Origin of the sequence: uncultured Jatrophihabitans sp., from assembly GCF_964244045.1 — a bacterium.
Lineage (GTDB): Bacteria > Actinomycetota > Actinomycetes > Mycobacteriales > Jatrophihabitantaceae > Jatrophihabitans.
In genome coordinates this window covers 1-16,689 of sequence record NZ_CAXTHK010000032.1, presented here as the reverse complement: position 1 = coordinate 16,689, position 16,689 = coordinate 1, and the positions used below count along the sequence as shown (strand labels likewise).

Annotated in this window: 19 protein-coding genes; 3 read left to right on the top strand and 16 right to left on the bottom strand. The window is 68.6% G+C overall.

What is annotated here, in order from left to right; genetic code table 11:
- Window positions 1-59: 59 nt before the first annotated feature.
- The 11 genes from dusB to era all read right to left on the bottom strand — a co-directional run bounded on the left by dusB (window position 60) and on the right by era (window position 9,845).
- Entirely contained in the window at window positions 60-1,223 is a 1,164-nt protein-coding gene (gene dusB, locus ACFFC4_RS18560) for a tRNA dihydrouridine synthase DusB (RefSeq protein ID WP_375503609.1), read from the bottom strand.
- Entirely contained in the window at window positions 1,220-1,615 is a 396-nt protein-coding gene (locus ACFFC4_RS18555; RefSeq protein ID WP_375503607.1) for a PIN domain nuclease, read from the bottom strand. The genes dusB and ACFFC4_RS18555 overlap by 4 nt, the downstream gene beginning before the upstream one ends.
- On the bottom strand, window positions 1,612-1,827 hold the full coding sequence (locus ACFFC4_RS18550) for a type II toxin-antitoxin system VapB family antitoxin (protein WP_375503605.1): 216 nt from the start codon (window positions 1,825-1,827) through the stop codon (window positions 1,612-1,614). The genes ACFFC4_RS18555 and ACFFC4_RS18550 overlap by 4 nt, the downstream gene beginning before the upstream one ends.
- A 31-nt stretch (window positions 1,828-1,858) precedes the next feature.
- Complete coding sequence (locus ACFFC4_RS18545) at window positions 1,859-3,241, bottom strand: glycine--tRNA ligase (RefSeq protein WP_375503603.1); 1,383 nt, start codon at window positions 3,239-3,241, stop codon at window positions 1,859-1,861.
- Window positions 3,205-4,326: a phosphatase PAP2 family protein gene (locus ACFFC4_RS18540; protein ID WP_375503601.1), complete on the bottom strand. Its 1,122-nt coding sequence runs from the start codon at window positions 4,324-4,326 to the stop codon at window positions 3,205-3,207. Before ACFFC4_RS18540 ends, ACFFC4_RS18545 begins: the two co-directional genes overlap by 37 nt.
- Entirely contained in the window at window positions 4,323-4,649 is a 327-nt protein-coding gene (locus tag ACFFC4_RS18535; protein ID WP_375503599.1) for an antibiotic biosynthesis monooxygenase, read from the bottom strand. Before ACFFC4_RS18535 ends, ACFFC4_RS18540 begins: the two co-directional genes overlap by 4 nt.
- A gap of 52 nt (window positions 4,650-4,701) precedes the next feature.
- Complete coding sequence (locus ACFFC4_RS18530; RefSeq protein WP_375503597.1) at window positions 4,702-5,526, bottom strand: isoprenyl transferase; 825 nt, start codon at window positions 5,524-5,526, stop codon at window positions 4,702-4,704.
- A 24-nt stretch (window positions 5,527-5,550) separates the two neighbouring features.
- Entirely contained in the window at window positions 5,551-6,753 is a 1,203-nt protein-coding gene (locus tag ACFFC4_RS18525; protein ID WP_375503595.1) for an Ig-like domain-containing protein, read from the bottom strand.
- Window positions 6,754-6,977: 224 nt separating this feature from the next.
- Window positions 6,978-7,739 carry a DNA repair protein RecO gene (recO, locus tag ACFFC4_RS18520; RefSeq protein WP_375503593.1) on the bottom strand — a complete coding sequence of 254 codons (762 nt, stop codon included), beginning with the start codon at window positions 7,737-7,739 and terminating at the stop codon, window positions 6,978-6,980.
- 18 nt (window positions 7,740-7,757) lie between these two features.
- Entirely contained in the window at window positions 7,758-8,963 is a 1,206-nt protein-coding gene (locus tag ACFFC4_RS18515) for an MFS transporter (protein WP_375503591.1), read from the bottom strand.
- Window positions 8,964-9,845 carry a GTPase Era gene (gene era, locus ACFFC4_RS18510; RefSeq protein WP_375503589.1) on the bottom strand — a complete coding sequence of 294 codons (882 nt, stop codon included), beginning with the start codon at window positions 9,843-9,845 and terminating at the stop codon, window positions 8,964-8,966. It lies immediately after the preceding gene.
- Window positions 9,846-10,099: 254 nt separating this feature from the next.
- Between era and ACFFC4_RS18505 the strand changes: the two genes are divergently transcribed.
- Together ACFFC4_RS18505 and ACFFC4_RS18500 are read left to right on the top strand one after the other, a co-directional pair.
- Entirely contained in the window at window positions 10,100-10,534 is a 435-nt protein-coding gene (locus tag ACFFC4_RS18505) for a hypothetical protein (RefSeq protein WP_375503587.1), read from the top strand.
- Between the two features lie 104 nt (window positions 10,535-10,638).
- On the top strand, window positions 10,639-11,403 hold the full coding sequence (locus tag ACFFC4_RS18500) for an alpha/beta hydrolase family protein (RefSeq protein WP_375503585.1): 765 nt from the start codon (window positions 10,639-10,641) through the stop codon (window positions 11,401-11,403).
- Here ACFFC4_RS18500 and ACFFC4_RS18495 read toward each other — a convergent pair.
- The 5 genes from ACFFC4_RS18495 to ACFFC4_RS18475 all read right to left on the bottom strand — a co-directional run bounded on the left by ACFFC4_RS18495 (window position 11,400) and on the right by ACFFC4_RS18475 (window position 15,109).
- A complete protein-coding gene (locus ACFFC4_RS18495; RefSeq protein ID WP_375503583.1) occupies window positions 11,400-11,735 on the bottom strand; it encodes a cytidine deaminase in 336 nt (111 codons plus the stop codon). The genes ACFFC4_RS18500 and ACFFC4_RS18495 overlap by 4 nt on opposite strands.
- Entirely contained in the window at window positions 11,728-13,050 is a 1,323-nt protein-coding gene (locus tag ACFFC4_RS18490) for a hemolysin family protein (protein ID WP_375503581.1), read from the bottom strand. Before ACFFC4_RS18490 ends, ACFFC4_RS18495 begins: the two co-directional genes overlap by 8 nt.
- A gap of 70 nt (window positions 13,051-13,120) precedes the next feature.
- On the bottom strand, window positions 13,121-13,657 hold the full coding sequence (ybeY, locus tag ACFFC4_RS18485) for an rRNA maturation RNase YbeY (protein WP_375503579.1): 537 nt from the start codon (window positions 13,655-13,657) through the stop codon (window positions 13,121-13,123).
- A 4-nt stretch (window positions 13,658-13,661) separates the two neighbouring features.
- Window positions 13,662-14,648, bottom strand: coding sequence for a PhoH family protein (locus ACFFC4_RS18480; RefSeq protein WP_375503577.1), 987 nt, complete (start codon window positions 14,646-14,648; stop codon window positions 13,662-13,664).
- Between the two features lie 122 nt (window positions 14,649-14,770).
- Entirely contained in the window at window positions 14,771-15,109 is a 339-nt protein-coding gene (locus tag ACFFC4_RS18475) for an HIT domain-containing protein (protein ID WP_375503575.1), read from the bottom strand.
- 86 nt (window positions 15,110-15,195) lie between these two features.
- On the opposite strand from ACFFC4_RS18475, the gene ACFFC4_RS18470 reads away from it, so the two are divergent.
- Window positions 15,196-15,705, top strand: coding sequence for a SigE family RNA polymerase sigma factor (locus tag ACFFC4_RS18470; RefSeq protein ID WP_375503573.1), 510 nt, complete (start codon window positions 15,196-15,198; stop codon window positions 15,703-15,705).
- Window positions 15,706-16,689 lie beyond the last annotated feature (984 nt).

The following is a 16,689-nucleotide window of genomic DNA, read 5'->3' as shown; positions in this document are numbered from 1 at the left end:
ACGTCGGATCCCGACGTTTCGGCGCTGTTGATCACGAGGGGGTGCTCCGCCTGAGGCGGTCAACCGCCGCTGTGCTCGGTCTCGGCGCCCGCCGGCACCTCGCAGGACTCACGCGTCTCGAGCCAGCCCTCGGGCAGCGAGACCCCGTGCCCCGCCGTCGTACGTCCGCGCGGCTGTCCCAGCACGACCTCTGGGAACGGTTCGGAGTGCTCGAGCTGGGCGAGCAGGCCGTCGAGTTCGGCCAGGCTCGAGCTCTGCGCCAGCGCTCGACGCAGCGTGCCGCCCGCACTGAAACCCTTCAGGTACCAGGCGACGTGCTTGCGGAACTCGGTGACGCCGCGCTGCTCCCCCAACCATTCGCCGAGCAGCTCGGCATGCCGATGCATCATCGTCGCGACCTCGCCGAGGCTCGGACGGACCCGCTCGGCGTCGCCGGCGAACGCGGCAGCGAGGTCGGCGAACAACCATGGCCGCCCGAGGCAGCCACGGCCGACGACCACGCCGGCGCAGCCGGTCTCGCGCACCATGCGCAGGGCGTCGTCGCCCTCCCACACGTCACCGTTGCCGAGGACCGGGATGTCCAAAGCGTCGACGAGGTCGGCGATGCGCGACCAGTCGGCCTGCCCGCCGTAGTACTCCTCGGCGGTACGCCCGTGCAGAGCCACGTAGGCAGCGCCGGCGTCCTGGGCGCGTAGCCCCGCCTCGCGGTACGTGATGTGTTCGGCGTCGATGCCGACGCGCATCTTCACCGTCACCGGCACCACGTCGCGCGCCTCGCGGACCGCGGCCTGCACGATCGACTCGAACAGCTGGTGTCGCCACGGCAGCGCGGCTCCCCCGCCCTTGCGGGTCACCTTGGGCACCGGACAGCCGAAGTTCATGTCGACGTGATCGGCGAGATCCTCCTCGACGATCATCCGCACCGCGGCGCCAACGACGCCCGGGTCGACGCCGTAGAGCTGCAGCGAGCGTGGTGACTCGTCGGGCGCGAAACGGATCAGCTGCATCGTCTTCGGGTTGCGCTCGACCAGCGCTCGCGAGGTGATCATCTCGCTGACGAACAGCCCGCCACGCTGTCCCGGCTCCAGCTGCATCGACATCGCCTCGCGACACAGCCGCCGGAACGCGGTATTGGTGATGCCGGCCATCGGGGCGAGTACCACCGGCGGGTCGGCGACGACGTTCGGCGACAGCACGAGCGGCGCAGCGGCGAGGGTCTTCACGAAGCAACTCGGAGGTCGGTGTAGCGAGCCATGACGTCGAAGTCGCGGTCGTCGTGCAACACGGCGACACCGTGACGGATCGCGATCGCTGCGATCAGACAGTCATTGAGCGAGCGGATGGTCTCACCCGAGCGCCGACACACGTGATAGATGTCAACGGCCGATTCGACGTCGTTCCTTGCCGATTGTGAAAGATCGATACAACCGTCGAGGAATGCGGTCAGGTCCGAGCGACCGGGCTCTCGGTACGAGCCGGCCAGCACTTCGAGCCGTACTGCGTCGGTGGTCGCCGCTTCGCCGCCGTCGATCGCGCGCCGCACGGATCGACCGACCTCGGCCCCTGTCCCACGAATGAACTCGATCCACGCCGACGAATCAACCAGCAAGGTCATTCGCCTGCGGGGCGGAAGCCGCCCTTGATCTGGTCGAGATTGCCTTCCCACCCGATGCCCTCCATGGCCAGCATTTCCTGGCGGGTCATCGGACGACGGCGACGGGCCTTACGTAAGGCGAAATCAACGGCCTCGCGCTTGCTGTTCAGGCCGTACGTCGACATGATCTCGCCGATCAGCTCGTCGTCGATATCGACGTTCGTACGGGTCATGCACCTACGATACCCATTGATGGTGTACTGATCAGGCTCCGACGAGGCGCAGCGCCAGGTACGCCTCGACCTGGTCGATCCCGACCCGCTCCTGGGTCATGGTGTCGCGCTCGCGGACGGTCACCGCGTCGTCCTCGAGCGTCTCGAAGTCGACGGTGATGCAGAACGGCGTGCCGATCTCATCCTGCCGGCGGTAGCGCTTGCCGATGGCCTGCGTCTCGTCGTAGTCGACGTTCCAGCTCTGGCGCAGGGCGGCCGCGAGGTCGCGGGCCTTCGGCGAGAGGTCGGCGTTGCGCGAGAGCGGCAACACCGCGGCCTTCACCGGCGCCAGCCGCTTGTCGAGACGCAGCACCGTCCGCTTCTCCATAACGCCCTTCGCGTTCGGCGCCTCGTCCTCGGTGTAGGCGTCGAGCAGGAAGGCCAGCACCGCACGGGTCAGGCCGGCCGCGGGTTCGATGACGTAGGGCGTGTAGCGCTCGTTCGTCACCGGGTCGAGGTAGCTCAGGTTGGTTCCGGAGTGCTTGGAGTGCGTCGAGAGGTCGAAGTCCGTGCGGTTGGCGATGCCTTCGAGCTCGGCGAACTCGCTGCCGCCGAAACCGAAGCGGTACTCGATGTCGACGGTGCGCTTGGCGTAGTGCGAGAGCTTCTCGGCCGGGTGCTCGAAGCGGCGCAGGTTCTCGGGGTCGATACCCAGGCCGACGTACCAGTCCCAGCGCTGCTCCAGCCAGTACTCGTGCCAGGTGTCGTCGGTGCCGGGCTCGACGAAGAACTCCATCTCCATCTGCTCGAACTCGCGGGTGCGAAAGATGAAGTTGCCCGGCGTGATCTCGTTGCGGAAGCTCTTGCCGGTCTGCGCGATGCCGAACGGTGGCTTGCGGCGCGAGGTGTTCAGGACGTTCAGGAAGTTGACGAAGATGCCCTGCGCGGTCTCGGGGCGCAGGTAGTGGATGTTCTCCTCGGACTCGACCGGGCCGAGGTAGGTCTTGAGCATCATGTTGAAGTCGCGCGGCTCGGTCCACTGCCCACGGGTACCGCAGTTGGGGCACGGGATGTCCGTCAAACCGTTCTCGGGCAGCTTGCCGTGCTTACTCTCGTAGGCCTCTTCCAGCTGATCGGCCCGGTTGCGCTTGTGACAGCTGAGACACTCGACGAGCGGATCGGTGAAGACCTCGAGATGGCCGGAGGCCTGCCACACGTCGGTCGACAGGATGACGGCCGAATCGAGTCCGACGACGTCGTCGCGACCCTGCACCATGGTCTTCCACCACTGCCGACGGACGTTCTCCTTGAGCTCGACGCCCAACGGGCCGTAGTCCCATGCCGAGCGGGTGCCGCCGTAGATCTCGCTGGACGGAAACACAAAACCACGGCGCTTGCTCAGGTTGACGACGGCATCGTTTCGGGCTGAAGACACTCGGACAGGGTATCCGGGGTGTGGTCGGCCTGGTCGGGACGTCGGCGCCGTTCGATGCGGTTGCCCACCTTGTGGATCACCAGCGCGACCAGCGCACCGGCCAGGCAATCGGTCACATAGTGCTCGGCGGTGTAGACGAGGCTGAACGTCATGACCAGCGGGTAGGCAACGAGCATCGGCCGCCACCAACGATTCAGTCGCGGCCACATGAACAGGACGAACAGCACCGTGCCGCCCAGGTGCAACGACGGCACCGCCGCCACGGCATCGGCGCTGACCCGGCCCTCCTCGAGCACTCGGGTGGCCACGTGCAGGTGCAGGTCGGAGAACCCCCGGGTAATCGTGCGTTCGACGTAACGGTGCGTGCCTGGCTGGCCGCCGGTGTAGCGACCCAGGATGCCGCCGCTCGCGGTTTTGCCGGAGGACCCCAGGCACGACGGGTTGCTGGGGTGGCCGGCGATCACGCGCGCGGTGCAACGGGCCGCCGCCCACGGCGGGGCGGCCGGGATCAGCACGAAGAGCAGGAAGCCGGCAAACGACAGCGCCACGAAGCGCAGCGACCACCGGTAGAAGTCGGTGCGGCTGCGCAGCCACATCACACCGGCGGTGAGATAGGGCAGGAAGAAGAACGTGTAGTAGCACGCGCAGACGGCCACGTCGTACCAGCGCACGTCGGCGTGCTTGAGGTGCTCCTGCAGGAACACCGTCGGTTCGTGACCGAAGAAGAGCGCCCGGTCGATGTCGCGCTGCGGGTGCCACCACGTCGGCAGCCCGACGGTGTCGGCGATGCCGCGCAGGTGGTCGTAGACGATGAGGACGGCGACCAGTGGTACGAAGTCGAGCAGCACCCACAGCAGCCACACCGGGTGTCGACCGATGCAGCCGCACGCCAGGCCGATCGCGATCCACAGCAGCAGATCGGTGCGTGCGAACGGCACTCCGTTACGTGACCAGTTGACCACCAGGATGAGGAAAAAGGTGATGACCCCGCCGATGCGTAGCCCGCGCAGCACCTGCCCCATCGTGGTGTCCGGCGGCAGCCAGTCGGTGCGCTCACGCCAGGCCGACGGAAGCCTCAGATTCACGCGTCGGGTTCGCGATCACTGGCGTGCGCGGTGGTCTCGCCCCCCGCAGCGATCTCGACGAGACTCTCGAAGCCGCTGGGCAGGTCGCGGGCCAGGGCCAGCAACGGGGTGGCATGCAGCTTGACGTCCCACGTGCCCAGCGCGCGCCGGTAGGACCCGACGTTCGCCCACTCGGTGATCAGCACCCATGCGTCGGTGTCGTCGGTGCAGCGGCCGATCGAACCGCGGCGATAGCCGACGCACTTCGACAACGCTTCGAGCGCCGGCCGGGCCCGCGGCAGGAACGCGTCCCCCTCATCGGTGAAGTGGGTGATGGCGATCATCCGGGGTCCCCGCGGAATCGAGGAGCGCGAGCGGAGCGATGTCGTGGGGTGGTCATGACGTCGGGGCCTCAACCGGACCGGCCGCACCGAACCTTCGATCGCGCTGGGCGTACTCGAGGCACGCCTGCCACAGGTGCCGGCGGTCGAAGTCGGGCCACGGCGTGTCGACGAACGCCAGCTCGGCGTAGGCGGACTGCCACAGCAGGAAGTTCGACGTGCGCTGCTCGCCGGACGAGCGGATGAACAGGTCGACGTCCGGCAACCCCTGCTCGTCGAGGTACGCGCCGATCGTCCGCTCGTCGATCTTGGCCGGATTGAGCGTCCCGGCCTGCACGTCCTTGCTGATCGCCCGGACGGCGTCGACGATCTCGGCGCGGCCACCGTAGTTCACGCAGAACTGCAGGGTGAGCCGGTCGTTATCGACGGTGTACTGCTCGGCATCCTCGAGTTGACTGATGACACTGCGCCACAGCCGTGGCCGGCGGCCGGCCCAGCGGATGCGGACGCCGAGCGCGGCGAGTTCATCACGTCGGCGGCGGATGACGTCCTTGTTGAACCCCATCAAGAAGCGCACCTCCTCCGGCGAGCGCCGCCAATTCTCGGTTGAGAAGGCGTACGCCGAGATGGTGCTGACGCCGAGCTCGATGGCCCCGTGCAGAACGTCCATCAGGCTGGCCTCGCCGGCCCGGTGCCCCTCGGTGCGCGAGAGTCCGCGCGCATGGGCCCAGCGCCCGTTGCCGTCCATGACGATCGCGACGTGCTTGGGCACCAACGCGGCAGGGATCTCCGGCGGCCGCGCGCCGGACGGATGCGCGGGCGGATCGGGCCACACCGGGCGGGTCCGACCGAGCAGGCTGCGCTGGGTCGGAAGGCTCATCGGATCAGGCTATCCCGATACGCTCTACTCCCCGGTGATGCTGCCCGTCTGCCACTTGGTCCACGGAACGCTCCAGTCGCCGCCCTGCGCGACGTCGATCGTCGGGCCGTGCGTGCCGGAGATCTGGACCGGGTCGCCGATCATCGAATGGTCGAAGTACCAGACCGCGTTCGGATGATCGAGGTTCAGACAGCCGTGCGATACGTCGATGCCGTTGTCCTGGGCGTAGATCGTGTCCAGGTAGTGCAGGTAGATGCCATCGGTGCTGATCTTGGTCGAGTAATAGATCGGCTCGGGCGCATAGCCGCCCGGATCCTTGGGCGACAACCCGTAGCTCTGGGAGGACATGATCGCCGGGTTGTCGTGCTCGAGCACGGTGTACGTGCCCTGCATGGTGTGGAAGTCGATGTAGTTGCCACCCGAATACGTGCCGGAGTGCATGCCCATCGAGGTGTTCATCGTGCGCACCAGGGTGCCGTTTCGGTACACCCGTACCTTGTCCACGCCCTTGGGGGCGTTGTCCTCGGCGATGGCAATCTCCTTGCGGCCGATGGTGAACGAGGCCTGGACATCGGCGGAGCCGTACACGTCGTGCCCGAGATCCTTGCCGTAGACCTTGGCCGCGACCGTCACTTTCGTGCCGCTGGGCCAGTAGCTCTGCGCACGGAAGTGGACGTCCTGGGTGCCGTACCACGCCCAGGCGCCGACGACGTGTGGCGACGTCGTCACCGACAACGTCTTCAGGACGGCGGCCCGCGCGGCCTTGCCGGTGATGGCGTTGTCGAAGTGCACGATCGGGACGATGCCGACTCCGTAGGTGGCGCCGTTCGTGAGCGCGTAACCGCCGATGCGGTCGATGGTGGCGTGCACCTGCGCGACCGGGTTGACGGTGGTGAAGCTGCTGCGCTCGGTCACCGCGTGACCCTGCGCGTCGGTGCCTACGGCCGCGACGGTGTACCGACGGCCGTAGCCGAGGTCTTCGCTGCTTCGCCAACTCGTGCGGCCGGCGCCGAGCGCGCCGGTGACGACCTTGCCGGCCGGGTTCGTCATCCGCACCGACGTCAAGGTGCCATGGGCGATGCTGACCGTGATCGGCTGCGATGGGTCGACCCTCGTGGCACCGGTGGCCGGCGCGGTGGTGATGACCGCCCGCTGCACCTGCGTGACGGCGTGCGGCTGAGCAACGCCGTTGCGAACGCTGGTGCTTGACTTGACCGTCGCCCCCACGTTGTGGGCAGCACTGCAGCCAGCGACGACGATTGCGACGATCAGTGCTGGGACGAGATACCTGGTTGCCTTGCGGGTGGCACGCAGAGTCGGGCGCGTCTGCTCATCTCTCACATAGCAAAGACGGCTCAACCCGGTCGGTCGTTGCCATCGATATCGAATCGTCATCTGGATCGAAGCCCGTCCTCAGCCAGTGGTAAGTCGGTGGTCAGCAGAACTGCGTATCAGGTGCGGTCGACGAGCGGCAAGGAGCGCAGCCCGCGCTCGAGGTGCCACTGCAGGTGCGCAGCGATGAGCCCGCCGGCCTCGCGGCGTGGCTCCGCGGCCGCTGCGTCGGCCACCGTCCAGTCGCCGCCGAGCAGCGCGGCCATGAGTTCGACGGACTCGCGTTGTGGGCGCGCGGACCCCGCGGGTCGGCAACCGTCACACACCGCACCGCCGGCGGCCACGTTGAACGCCGCATGCGGCCCGGGCGCCGAGCACTTCGCACACTCGAGCAGGGCCGGTTCCCAGCCGGCGTTGGACATGGCCCGGATGAAGAATGCGTCGAGGACCAGGCCGGCATCGTGCGCGCGCACGGTCAGCGCCCGCAGGGCACCGACAACGAGCAGGTACAGCCGCAGCGCGGGCTCGCCCTCCTCGGTCAGTCGCTCGGCCGTCTCGCAGATCGCTGAGGCCGTTGTCCACCGTCCGTAGTCGTCGGCCAGGCGGGCCCCGAACGGGTCTATCGATTCGGTCTGCTGGACGACATCGAGCCCGCGGCGCCCGCCCGGTGCGGTCTGTCCCTCAGGAAGGCGCGAGTACAGCTGGACGTCGATGTGGCTGCCCGGCTCGAGGCGAGCCCCGAACCGCGACGACGTGCGGCGCACGCCCTTGCCGACCGCCCGCACCCGGCCGTGCCGCCGGGTGAGCATGGTGACGATCCGGTCGGCCTCGCCGAGCTTGTGCACGCGCAGGACGACCGCGTCATCGCGATAGAGCGGCACTCCTCCATCAAAGCACCGTCAACCGACGGTCACCGGTTTCGACGCGGTCATGCGCAGCCGGCGATGCGCGACGACGGCGAGTCCTGCCATCAGCACTCCCGCAGCGATTGTGACGCCGAACGCCGTCCGGGCGCCGTGCGTGTCGGCGATGCGACCGACCAGCGCGGCGCCGGCACCGTAGCCGACGCTGAGACCTGTGATCAACCACGCCAGGCCCTCGGTCAACGACGCAGCCGGGACGATGCGCTCGATCAACCCGAACGCCGTCGTCAGGGTGGGCGCGATGCCGGCGCCGACGACGAAAGCGCAGGCCGCCAGGACGCCGATATTTACCGCGGCCAGGAACAGCAACGGCAGCAGGCCGAAGAGCAGGGCCTGCAGGCGGAAGCGGTCGAGCAGGTCGGCCCGCCAACGCCGCGCGCCGTAGAGGAAACCGGACGTCGCGCTGCCGAGGGCCAGGCAGGCGAGCACGGCGCCGCTGAGACCGCGGTGTCCGTGCTGGCCGCAGAAGGCCACGATCGTGACCTCGGCGCTGGCGAAGATCATGCCCATCGCCGCCGCGAACGCAGTCAGCAGCGGCATGCCCGGCTCGAGCACCGCGGGGCGGCGTCGGGCCGCGTCGGCGTGTTCCGCCGGCGGTTCGCTGTCACGGCGGCCGGCGAGCCACAGCGCACCGCACAGCACGAGCACCGCCGCTACGTAGAGCACCAGCACCGGGTCGACCTGCGTGGCGATCACGGTCGCGACGAGCGGCCCGAGGACGAAGATGACCTCGTCGAGCGTGGACTCCAGCGAGTAGGCGGTGCTGAGCTCGGGACGGTCGGCGAGCACGAACGACCACCGGGCGCGCACCAGCGACCCGACGGACAAGAAGGCGAAGCCAACGATTGCCGTGGGCGCAATCAGCGTCCAGTCCGGCCAACCAGCCTGGAAGCAGGCGGCGAGGGCGACCGCCGCGAGCGCGTGCACGAGTGAGGCCACGACCAACAGGCGTCGTTGCCCGAGGCGGTCGCTGACGCGGGCGAGCGCCGGGTTGCCGACCCCGTTGGCGACGACATAAATGGCGCTCAAGACGCCGGCGAAGCCGTAGCGGCCGTCGCGCGAGGACACGATCAGCACCAGCCCTATCGGGTACATGGCGATCGGCATGCGCATGATGAAACCCGCGGCGCAGAAGGCGGCGGTACCAGATGTGCGGAAGACCGAGCGGTAGGTGTCCAGCACTCAGAACCCGAGCCGATCGAGCTTCTTCGGATCCCGCTGCCAATCGCGCTCGACGGCCACGTGCAGGGCCAGGTGCACCTTCTCGCCGAGCAGCGCCTGGATGCCGGCGCGGGCGTCGATGCCGATGCGTTGCAGCCGCGAGCCCTGGGGGCCGATCACGATCCCCTTTTGGCTGTCGCGCTCGAGGTGGATGGTGGCAAAGACCTCAAGCAGCCCCGAGTCGCGCCGGGTGATCTCGTCGATGGTTACCGCGATCGAGTGCGGGAGCTCGTCGCGCACGCCCTCCAGCGAGGCCTCGCGGATCAGCTCGGCCAGCCGGGTCTCGTCGTCGTTGTCCGTGATGACGTCGTCCGGGTAGAGCATCGGTCCCTCGGGCAGCTTCCCGACGACCAGATCGGCAAGCAGGTTGACCTGGCTGCCGTCGACGGCCGAGACCGGGACGATGTCGACGAAATCCCCCAGCTTGGACAGCGCCAGCAACTGCTCGGCGACCTTCGACTTGGACGTCGTGTCGGTCTTGGTGATGATCCCGATGACCGGTGCCTTGAGCTCGGCCAGCTCGGCGGCGATGAACCGGTCGCCGGGGCCGATGCGTTGGTCGGCAGGTACGCAGAAACCGATGACATCGACCTCGGCCAGTGTCGAGCGCACCACGTCGTTGAGCCGTTGTCCGAGCAAGGTGCGCGGGCGATGCAAACCCGGGGTGTCGACAAGCACCAGCTGCGCATCCTCGCGGGTGAGGATGCCGCGCACCGCGTGCCGGGTCGTCTGCGGCTTGTCGCTGGTGATGACGATCTTGCTGCCGACCAGCGCGTTGGTCAGCGTGGACTTGCCGGCGTTCGGGCGGCCGACGAAGCAGCAAAAGCCCGAGCGGAAGGTCACAGGCACATTCTCCCACCCGGCCGGACGCCGTTTGACACCACGACTCCGTGCTGCGTTCCCGCTCCCGCTTGCTTGCCGGGCTGGCGTCGACGGCGCTCCTGCTCGCAGCCTGTACGTCCGGGTCGAGCCCAGCTTCATCGCCGTCGACTCCAGCGGGAGCTTCGACGAGCGCAACCGCCGCGTCGACGCCACCAACGCCACCAACGCCACTGTCGAGCGGGCCGACAACCGTGGCCCGATCGGCGTCGTGCCCGTTGGCCACCCAGAGCTTTGTCCGCAACACGATCGGCATGCGACTGGGCCGGATCACCCAGCTGCGCGCGGGCGGCAGGACCGTCGGTTGCCGCTTCTACGCCTACCAAGGCGGGGCGCTACACGCCTCCGAACACCTGCCCGGGCCGAACCAGCCCGCCGTCGAGATCACCACCCAGCGCTACGCGTCGAGCACCGCCGCCCACAACGCTTTCGTGCTGCGGGCGGGAAGGTCGGCCAGCGTCACGCAAACGGACCTCGGCGGCGCCACCGGGCTGTGCTTCCAGAACGAGTTCGACCCGCAGGACAAGGGCGCCGACTGGGCGTGCACGACGAACAAGGCTGCGGTGCTGGTGCTGGTACGCACCGTCGACACGACCGGGACGTTCAACACCGCACTGGTGCTGAAGACCGTCCTGCGCGCCGTCACCGCCTGATGCCGGCAGCGTCGCGGCGAGGGTTTCTCGCTGCGCTCGCGGTCGCGCCCGCTGGTCTCATGGCCTGTTCCGGCGGCACATCGCCCGCGGCTCAGAATGGGGACGTGCAACCCACCCGCAGCAATTACGGCACAGACCAATCCCAGTTCGGCGAGCTGTACCGCCCGGACGACGTCACGCACAAGGGCACCGTGGTGATCGTGCACGGCGGATTCTGGCGCGCGCAGTACGGCCTGGCGCTCGGCCGGCCGTTGGCGCGTGATCTGGCCGAGCGCGGCTACGTCGTCTGGAACCTGGAGTACCGGCGGGTCGGCGACGGTGGCGGCTGGCCGGCCACGTTCGACGACATCGCCCGCGGCGTCGACCATCTGTCGACGCTTGCGGTCGACACCGCCCAGGTGGTGGCGGTCGGGCACTCTGCCGGCGGGCAGTTGGCCGTCTGGGCGGCCGGTCGCCCCACGCTGCCGGCCGGGTCCCCCGGTGCCGCGCCTACCGTCCGGCTGACCGGCGCGGTGTCGCAGGCCGGCGTGCTCGACCTGACGGTAGCCGAGAACACCGGAGTAGGCGCGGGCGCAGTGGCCGACCTGATCGGCGGCACGCCGGCGAAGGTGCCTGAGCGCTACCGTCTCGCCGACCCGATCCAGCGCCTGCCACTGGCCGTCCCGGTGCTGTGCGTGCACGCGCGGGGCGACGAGAACGTACCGTTCGCCCAGAGCACGGCCTATGTCGCGGCGGCGCAAGCGGCCGGCGACAAGGCAGCGCTACATGAGGTCGCCGGCGACCACTTCACCCTCATCGACCCGACGACACCCGCCTGGGCCGTGGTGCGCGACGCACTGCCCGCGCTCCTGGACGGCCGGCTGCCCTAGCCGGGTGGAACGAGGGTGCCGTCGGCCGCGGCGTGGTGGATGACGGCTGACGGGGCGACGTCGCGGACGGCCTGCTCCCCCGCCGCGTCGCTCGGGTCGTCGCCGAGAACGACCGCGGCCTCCAGTCCGGGCGCGCCGGACGAGACAGCCATGGCCACCGCGACCTGCAGCGCCGACAGTGACAGCGACGGCAGCGATACCGACGACGCGACGTACGTGCGGCCGTCGCCGTCGCGCACGGCAGCACCCTGCGTCGCACGAGTGCGGGCACGGGCCGAGCGAGCGAGCGTCACCAGCTTGGCGTCCTCGGCGTCGAGCTGCGGGTCAGTCACGGGCGGCCACCTCGGCGTCGCGGATCTCGGAGTCGGCGTCCGCGTCGTCCTCGTCGGGCACCCGGGTGACGAGAATGGTGTCGACTCGGTTGCGGCGGCCGCCGATGTCCTCGGCCGTCAACTCCAGACCGTGCACGATCGCGTGGGAGCCGGCGATCGGCACGCGCCCCAGCGCCTCGGCCAGCAGTCCGCCTACCGTCTCGACGTCATCACGATCGGGCAGCTCGACGCCGAACAGCTCCCCCAGGTCCTCGACTGCCAGGCGGGCCGTGACCCGCGCGGTGTCATCGTCGATGCGTTCGATGGGCGGCCGTTCGTTGTCGTACTCGTCGGTGATCTCACCGACGATCTCCTCGAGGATGTCCTCGATGGTGATCAGGCCTGCCGTGCCGCCGTACTCGTCGATGACGATGGCGATGTGCGAGCGGGCGGCCTGCATCTCGCGCAGCAGCGCGTCGACCGGCTTGGACTCGGGCACGTAGGCGACCGTGCGCATGACGTCACCGACGTTCGTGGTGTGCGCGGCCTCTGCGTCCTGCCCGCGACGAACGAGATCCTTGAGGTACGCAACCCCGACGACATCGTCGAGGTTCTCGCCGGTGACGGGGATGCGCGAGAAGCCGCTGCGCAGCGCGAGCGCGATGGCCTGGCGCAGGCTCTTGCCGTTCTCGATGAAAACGACCTCGGTGCGCGGCACCATGACCTCACGAGCGATGGTGTTGCCGAGCTCGAACACCGACTGGATCATCTGTCGCTCGCCGTGCTCGACCACGCCGCGTTCCTCGGCCATGTCCACGAGCTCACGCAGCTCGACCTCGGACGCGAACGGCCCTTCGCGCAGACCGCGTCCCGGCGTGATCGCGTTGCCGAACAGCACCAGCAACGCAGCCAGCGGATTGAAGAACGCACCCAGCACGCGCACCGCGGGCGCGCCGGCCAACGCCACCCGGTTGACGTGCTGACGACCCAGCGTGCGCGGGCCGACGCCGATGACCGCGTACGCGATGACGATCATGAGCAGGACGGTCAGCACCGGCACCGGCCAGGCCGACCCGAATTCGCGTCTCGCGCTGATGGTGACGATGACGGTGGCGGTGAGCTCGCACGTCATGCGCAGCAACAGCAGCAGGTTCGTGTACCGGGCGCGATCGGCCATGATCACGGCCAACGCCTTGGCGCCGGGCACGTCCTCGCGCAGGAATTCGTCGGCCCGTGCCTTCGACACCCTGGACAGCGCCGAGTCGACGCAGGCGAACAGGCCGGCAACCGGCACGAGCACGATCGCGACGACGAGCGCAACGATGTCGCTGGTCATGCGACGACGCAGTCGGAGCAGGACAAAGCGGAATGGCCTTCGGCGCCCGCAGCGCGGCGGAGGGCGGCCATCAGCCCCGGACCTCGCCCTTCGTGCCGGGCAACGGCGCACGAATCGGCCCGCGCTTGCTGGCGCGCGACCACTCGCGAGTGAGCTGCGCCTGCAGCTCGAACATCTCGCGTTCCTCTTCCGGATCGCCGTGGTCGTAGCCGAGCAGATGCAGGATGCCGTGCGTGCACAGCAGGTGCAGTTCGGCCTCGGTGCTGTGCCCAGCGCTCTTCGCCTGATCGGCTGCGACGTCCGGACACAGCACGACATCGCCCAGCATCGTCTCGCCGGGATTTTCGTCCGTTCCAGGCGGCGCCGACGGGTCGACGCGCTCGGCCGGCCCGTCGGCGCCGTCCATCGGGAAGGCCATGACATCAGTGGGGCCGGGCAGGTCCATCCACTGTTGATGCAGCCCGGCCATCGTGTCGATGTCGACGAGCAGCACCGACACGTCCGCCAACGGGTCGATGCCGAGTGCGTCGAGGACGAAGCGCCCGAGCGCGGTCAGCGCGACCTCGTCGACATCGGCACCGGATTCATTGTTGACCTCGACGCTCATTCCCTCACCGACGAGGTTTCGAGGCGCGCTCACTGGCAGCGCTGGTCCGCGCATCGTGCCGCTCGTAGGCGTCGACAATCTCGCCGACCAGCCGGTGCCGCACGACGTCCTTCGACGTGAGGTTCGCGAAGTGCACGTCCTCGACGTCGCCGAGGATGTCGCGCACGACCCGCAGCCCGCTGTGCGTTCCGCCGGGCAGGTCGACCTGCGTGACGTCACCGGTGACGACGACCTTCGATCCGAAGCCCAGTCGGGTCAGGAACATCTTCATCTGTTCGGCGGTCGTGTTCTGCGCCTCGTCGAGAATGATGAACGCGTCATTCAAGCTGCGGCCCCGCATGTATCCGAGCGGCGCGATCTCGATGGTGCCGGCCTGCATCAGGCGGGGCAGTGAGTCAGGATCGAGCATGTCGTGCAGTGCGTCGAACAACGGCCGTAGGTAGGGATCGATCTTGTCGAACAGCGTGCCGGGCAAGAAGCCGAGCCGCTCACCGGCCTCGACGGCGGGACGGGTCAGGATGATGCGCGTTACCTCTTTGGCCATCAAGGCCTGCACGGCCTTGGCCACGGCGAGGTAGGTCTTGCCGGTACCGGCCGGGCCGATGCCGAAGGTGATTGTGTTCCGGTCGATGGCGTCGACGTAGTGCTTCTGGTTCAGCGTCTTTGGCCGGATGTTCTTGCCGCGCCGCGACACGATGTTGAGGCTGAGCACCTCGGCCGGGGTTTCCGTCGTGTTGGTGGTGAGGATGCCGTACGCACGCGACACGGCGTCGGCGGTGAGGTTCTGGCCGTGTTTGATCAGCTCGAGCAGTTCCTCGAACAGCCGGACCGCCGTGGCGTTGTCGGCTGCGGCACCGGTGATGGTGATCTCGTTGCCGCGGACGTGGATGTCACTGTCGAGCTTTGCCTCAATGACCCGTAGCAGCTCGTCGCGCGAACCGAGGAGCGCGACCATCGCCTGCTCACCCGGGACAACGAGCGTGGTGGACACGCGGTCGGCGTGTGGTTCCGTACTGGAAGACGTATCGGTCAACGCGGGCTTTCTGATCGGCGGTGTGTACACCCCACTGTACCGGCGCAACGCCCCCCGATAACGGCTGATTCCGCTCCGCGTCAGCCCGGCGGCCAGCCCATCGGGCGCCCGGCCAGCACGTGCGCGTGGACGTGGAAGACGCTCTGCCCCACGCCCGCGCCGGTGTTGAAGACCGTGCGGAAGTCGGTCAGGCCCTCCTGCGCGGCGAAGCCGCGGATGCCGGCGAGCAACCGGCCCGCCGCCGAACCGTCCCGACCGAGGTCCGCGATGTCGGTGAAGTGCTCGCGCGGCACCACCAGCGCATGCACCGGGGCCTGCGGATTGGTGTCGGCGAAGGCGTAGGTGAACTCGTCGTCGTAGAGCTTGGTGGACGGCACGTCCCCGGCCACGATCGCGCAGAACAGGCAGTCGCTGGACATGCGGCGAACTCTAGCGGCGTGCAACGTTTGCCCCGGTGGCCGCGTAGGGACGGGTGACCGGGTTCGATCGAGCGAAGGGGTGCAAGGTGAACGACGCCGCCGTGCGCGCCGACTTCGAGGCCTTCGCCAGGGACAACTGGTCGACGCTCATGAGCATCGGGCTGGCCGTCGCGGGCTCGCGGGCCGAGGCCGAGGACCTGGTGCAGACGGCTCTGACCAACGCGTTCGTGCGGTGGCGGCGCATCCACCGCGACCAGGCACTGGCCTACCTGCGGCGGTCGATCCTCAACGCGAACGTGAGTCGCTGGCGCCGGCACGGGGGTGCCGAGCTGACGGTGGCCGACGTCCCGGAGGTCGAGCCCCCGCGCGCCGTTCACGACGGCATCGACGACCGGCAGACCCTGCTGCCGTTGCTGCGCGCGCTACCCCCGCGCCAGCGCGCCGTTCTCGTCCTGCGCTACCTCTGCGACCTGCCCGACGCCGAGATCGCCGAGACGCTCGACATCTCCTCCACCACCGTCCGCAGCCAGGCCTTCCGCGGCCTGGCCACGCTTCGCACGCTTGCCACCCTCCCTACCTCTGAGGTGACCCGATGATGGATTCCGACGACTTTGCCGACGCCCTGCGGCGCGAGCTGCACGGCGCAGCCGTCCCGCACGACGACGACCACGCCGACGCAATGATCCGCACTGCAATTGCTGCAAATCCGGTCGGCGGCCGCAACTGGGCGGCACCGCTCGCGGCTGCGGCCGCGGTGGTGGTCGTCGGCGGTGGTGTCGCAGTGGTCGCGGCGTCGCACGACGGAGGTGGCTCGCCCTCCGGCGGTGGACCCGCCGCGTGCCCGACCGTCCAGCCAGCAGGCACCGTTGCGCCGTCAATCAGCAGTGCGACGCCCAGGCCATTCACCGGCACGTCGCGTGGTCAAGATCAGTCCGGCGAGATCGGCCCCCCTGCCAGCTACCTCCCTGTGCAGACTGTCCCCACCGCGAGCGCCTCCACGCAGGCGCCCGCGCCGTCAACACCCACGGCGGCGCCGTCGGACTACGACGCTTGCACTGCGGCCCCGACTTCGTCGGCTGTCGACCCGCTCCCAACGACGACCGCACCGCTTAGGTCAGCCGTGCCTCAGTCGACAACGATCAAGCTGCATGCCGGCGCAGGTGTGCGAGTGACCGTCCCGATCGAGTTGCGGGAGTCCAGCTCGTCTCTCTACGTGGTTCAACTCATTCGGCTTTCTGGGCAGGAGGGCACTATTGCGGCCTCGGACGGGCCGAGCACTTACTTCGTTCAGGACATCGCGAAGATTGCTCCTGGCCACGACATTGGATACACCCCGCGGAACCCAACCCAACTCACGCTCAACTGCTCCGGCACGACCGCCTGCAGCATCGTGGTAACCGTGTCCCCCACGGTCGCAGTGGGTAGCGGCATCGCAACAGCAACAGCATCAGCATCGCCATCGCCATCGCGTTGACGAACCCCACCGAGGCAAGACTCAGGTCACGTGCTGATGGGTCGTTGCTCCGGATCAAGCCATTTCGGCGGGATCCATTGTGGTCGACCGTTGCTCATGACAACCC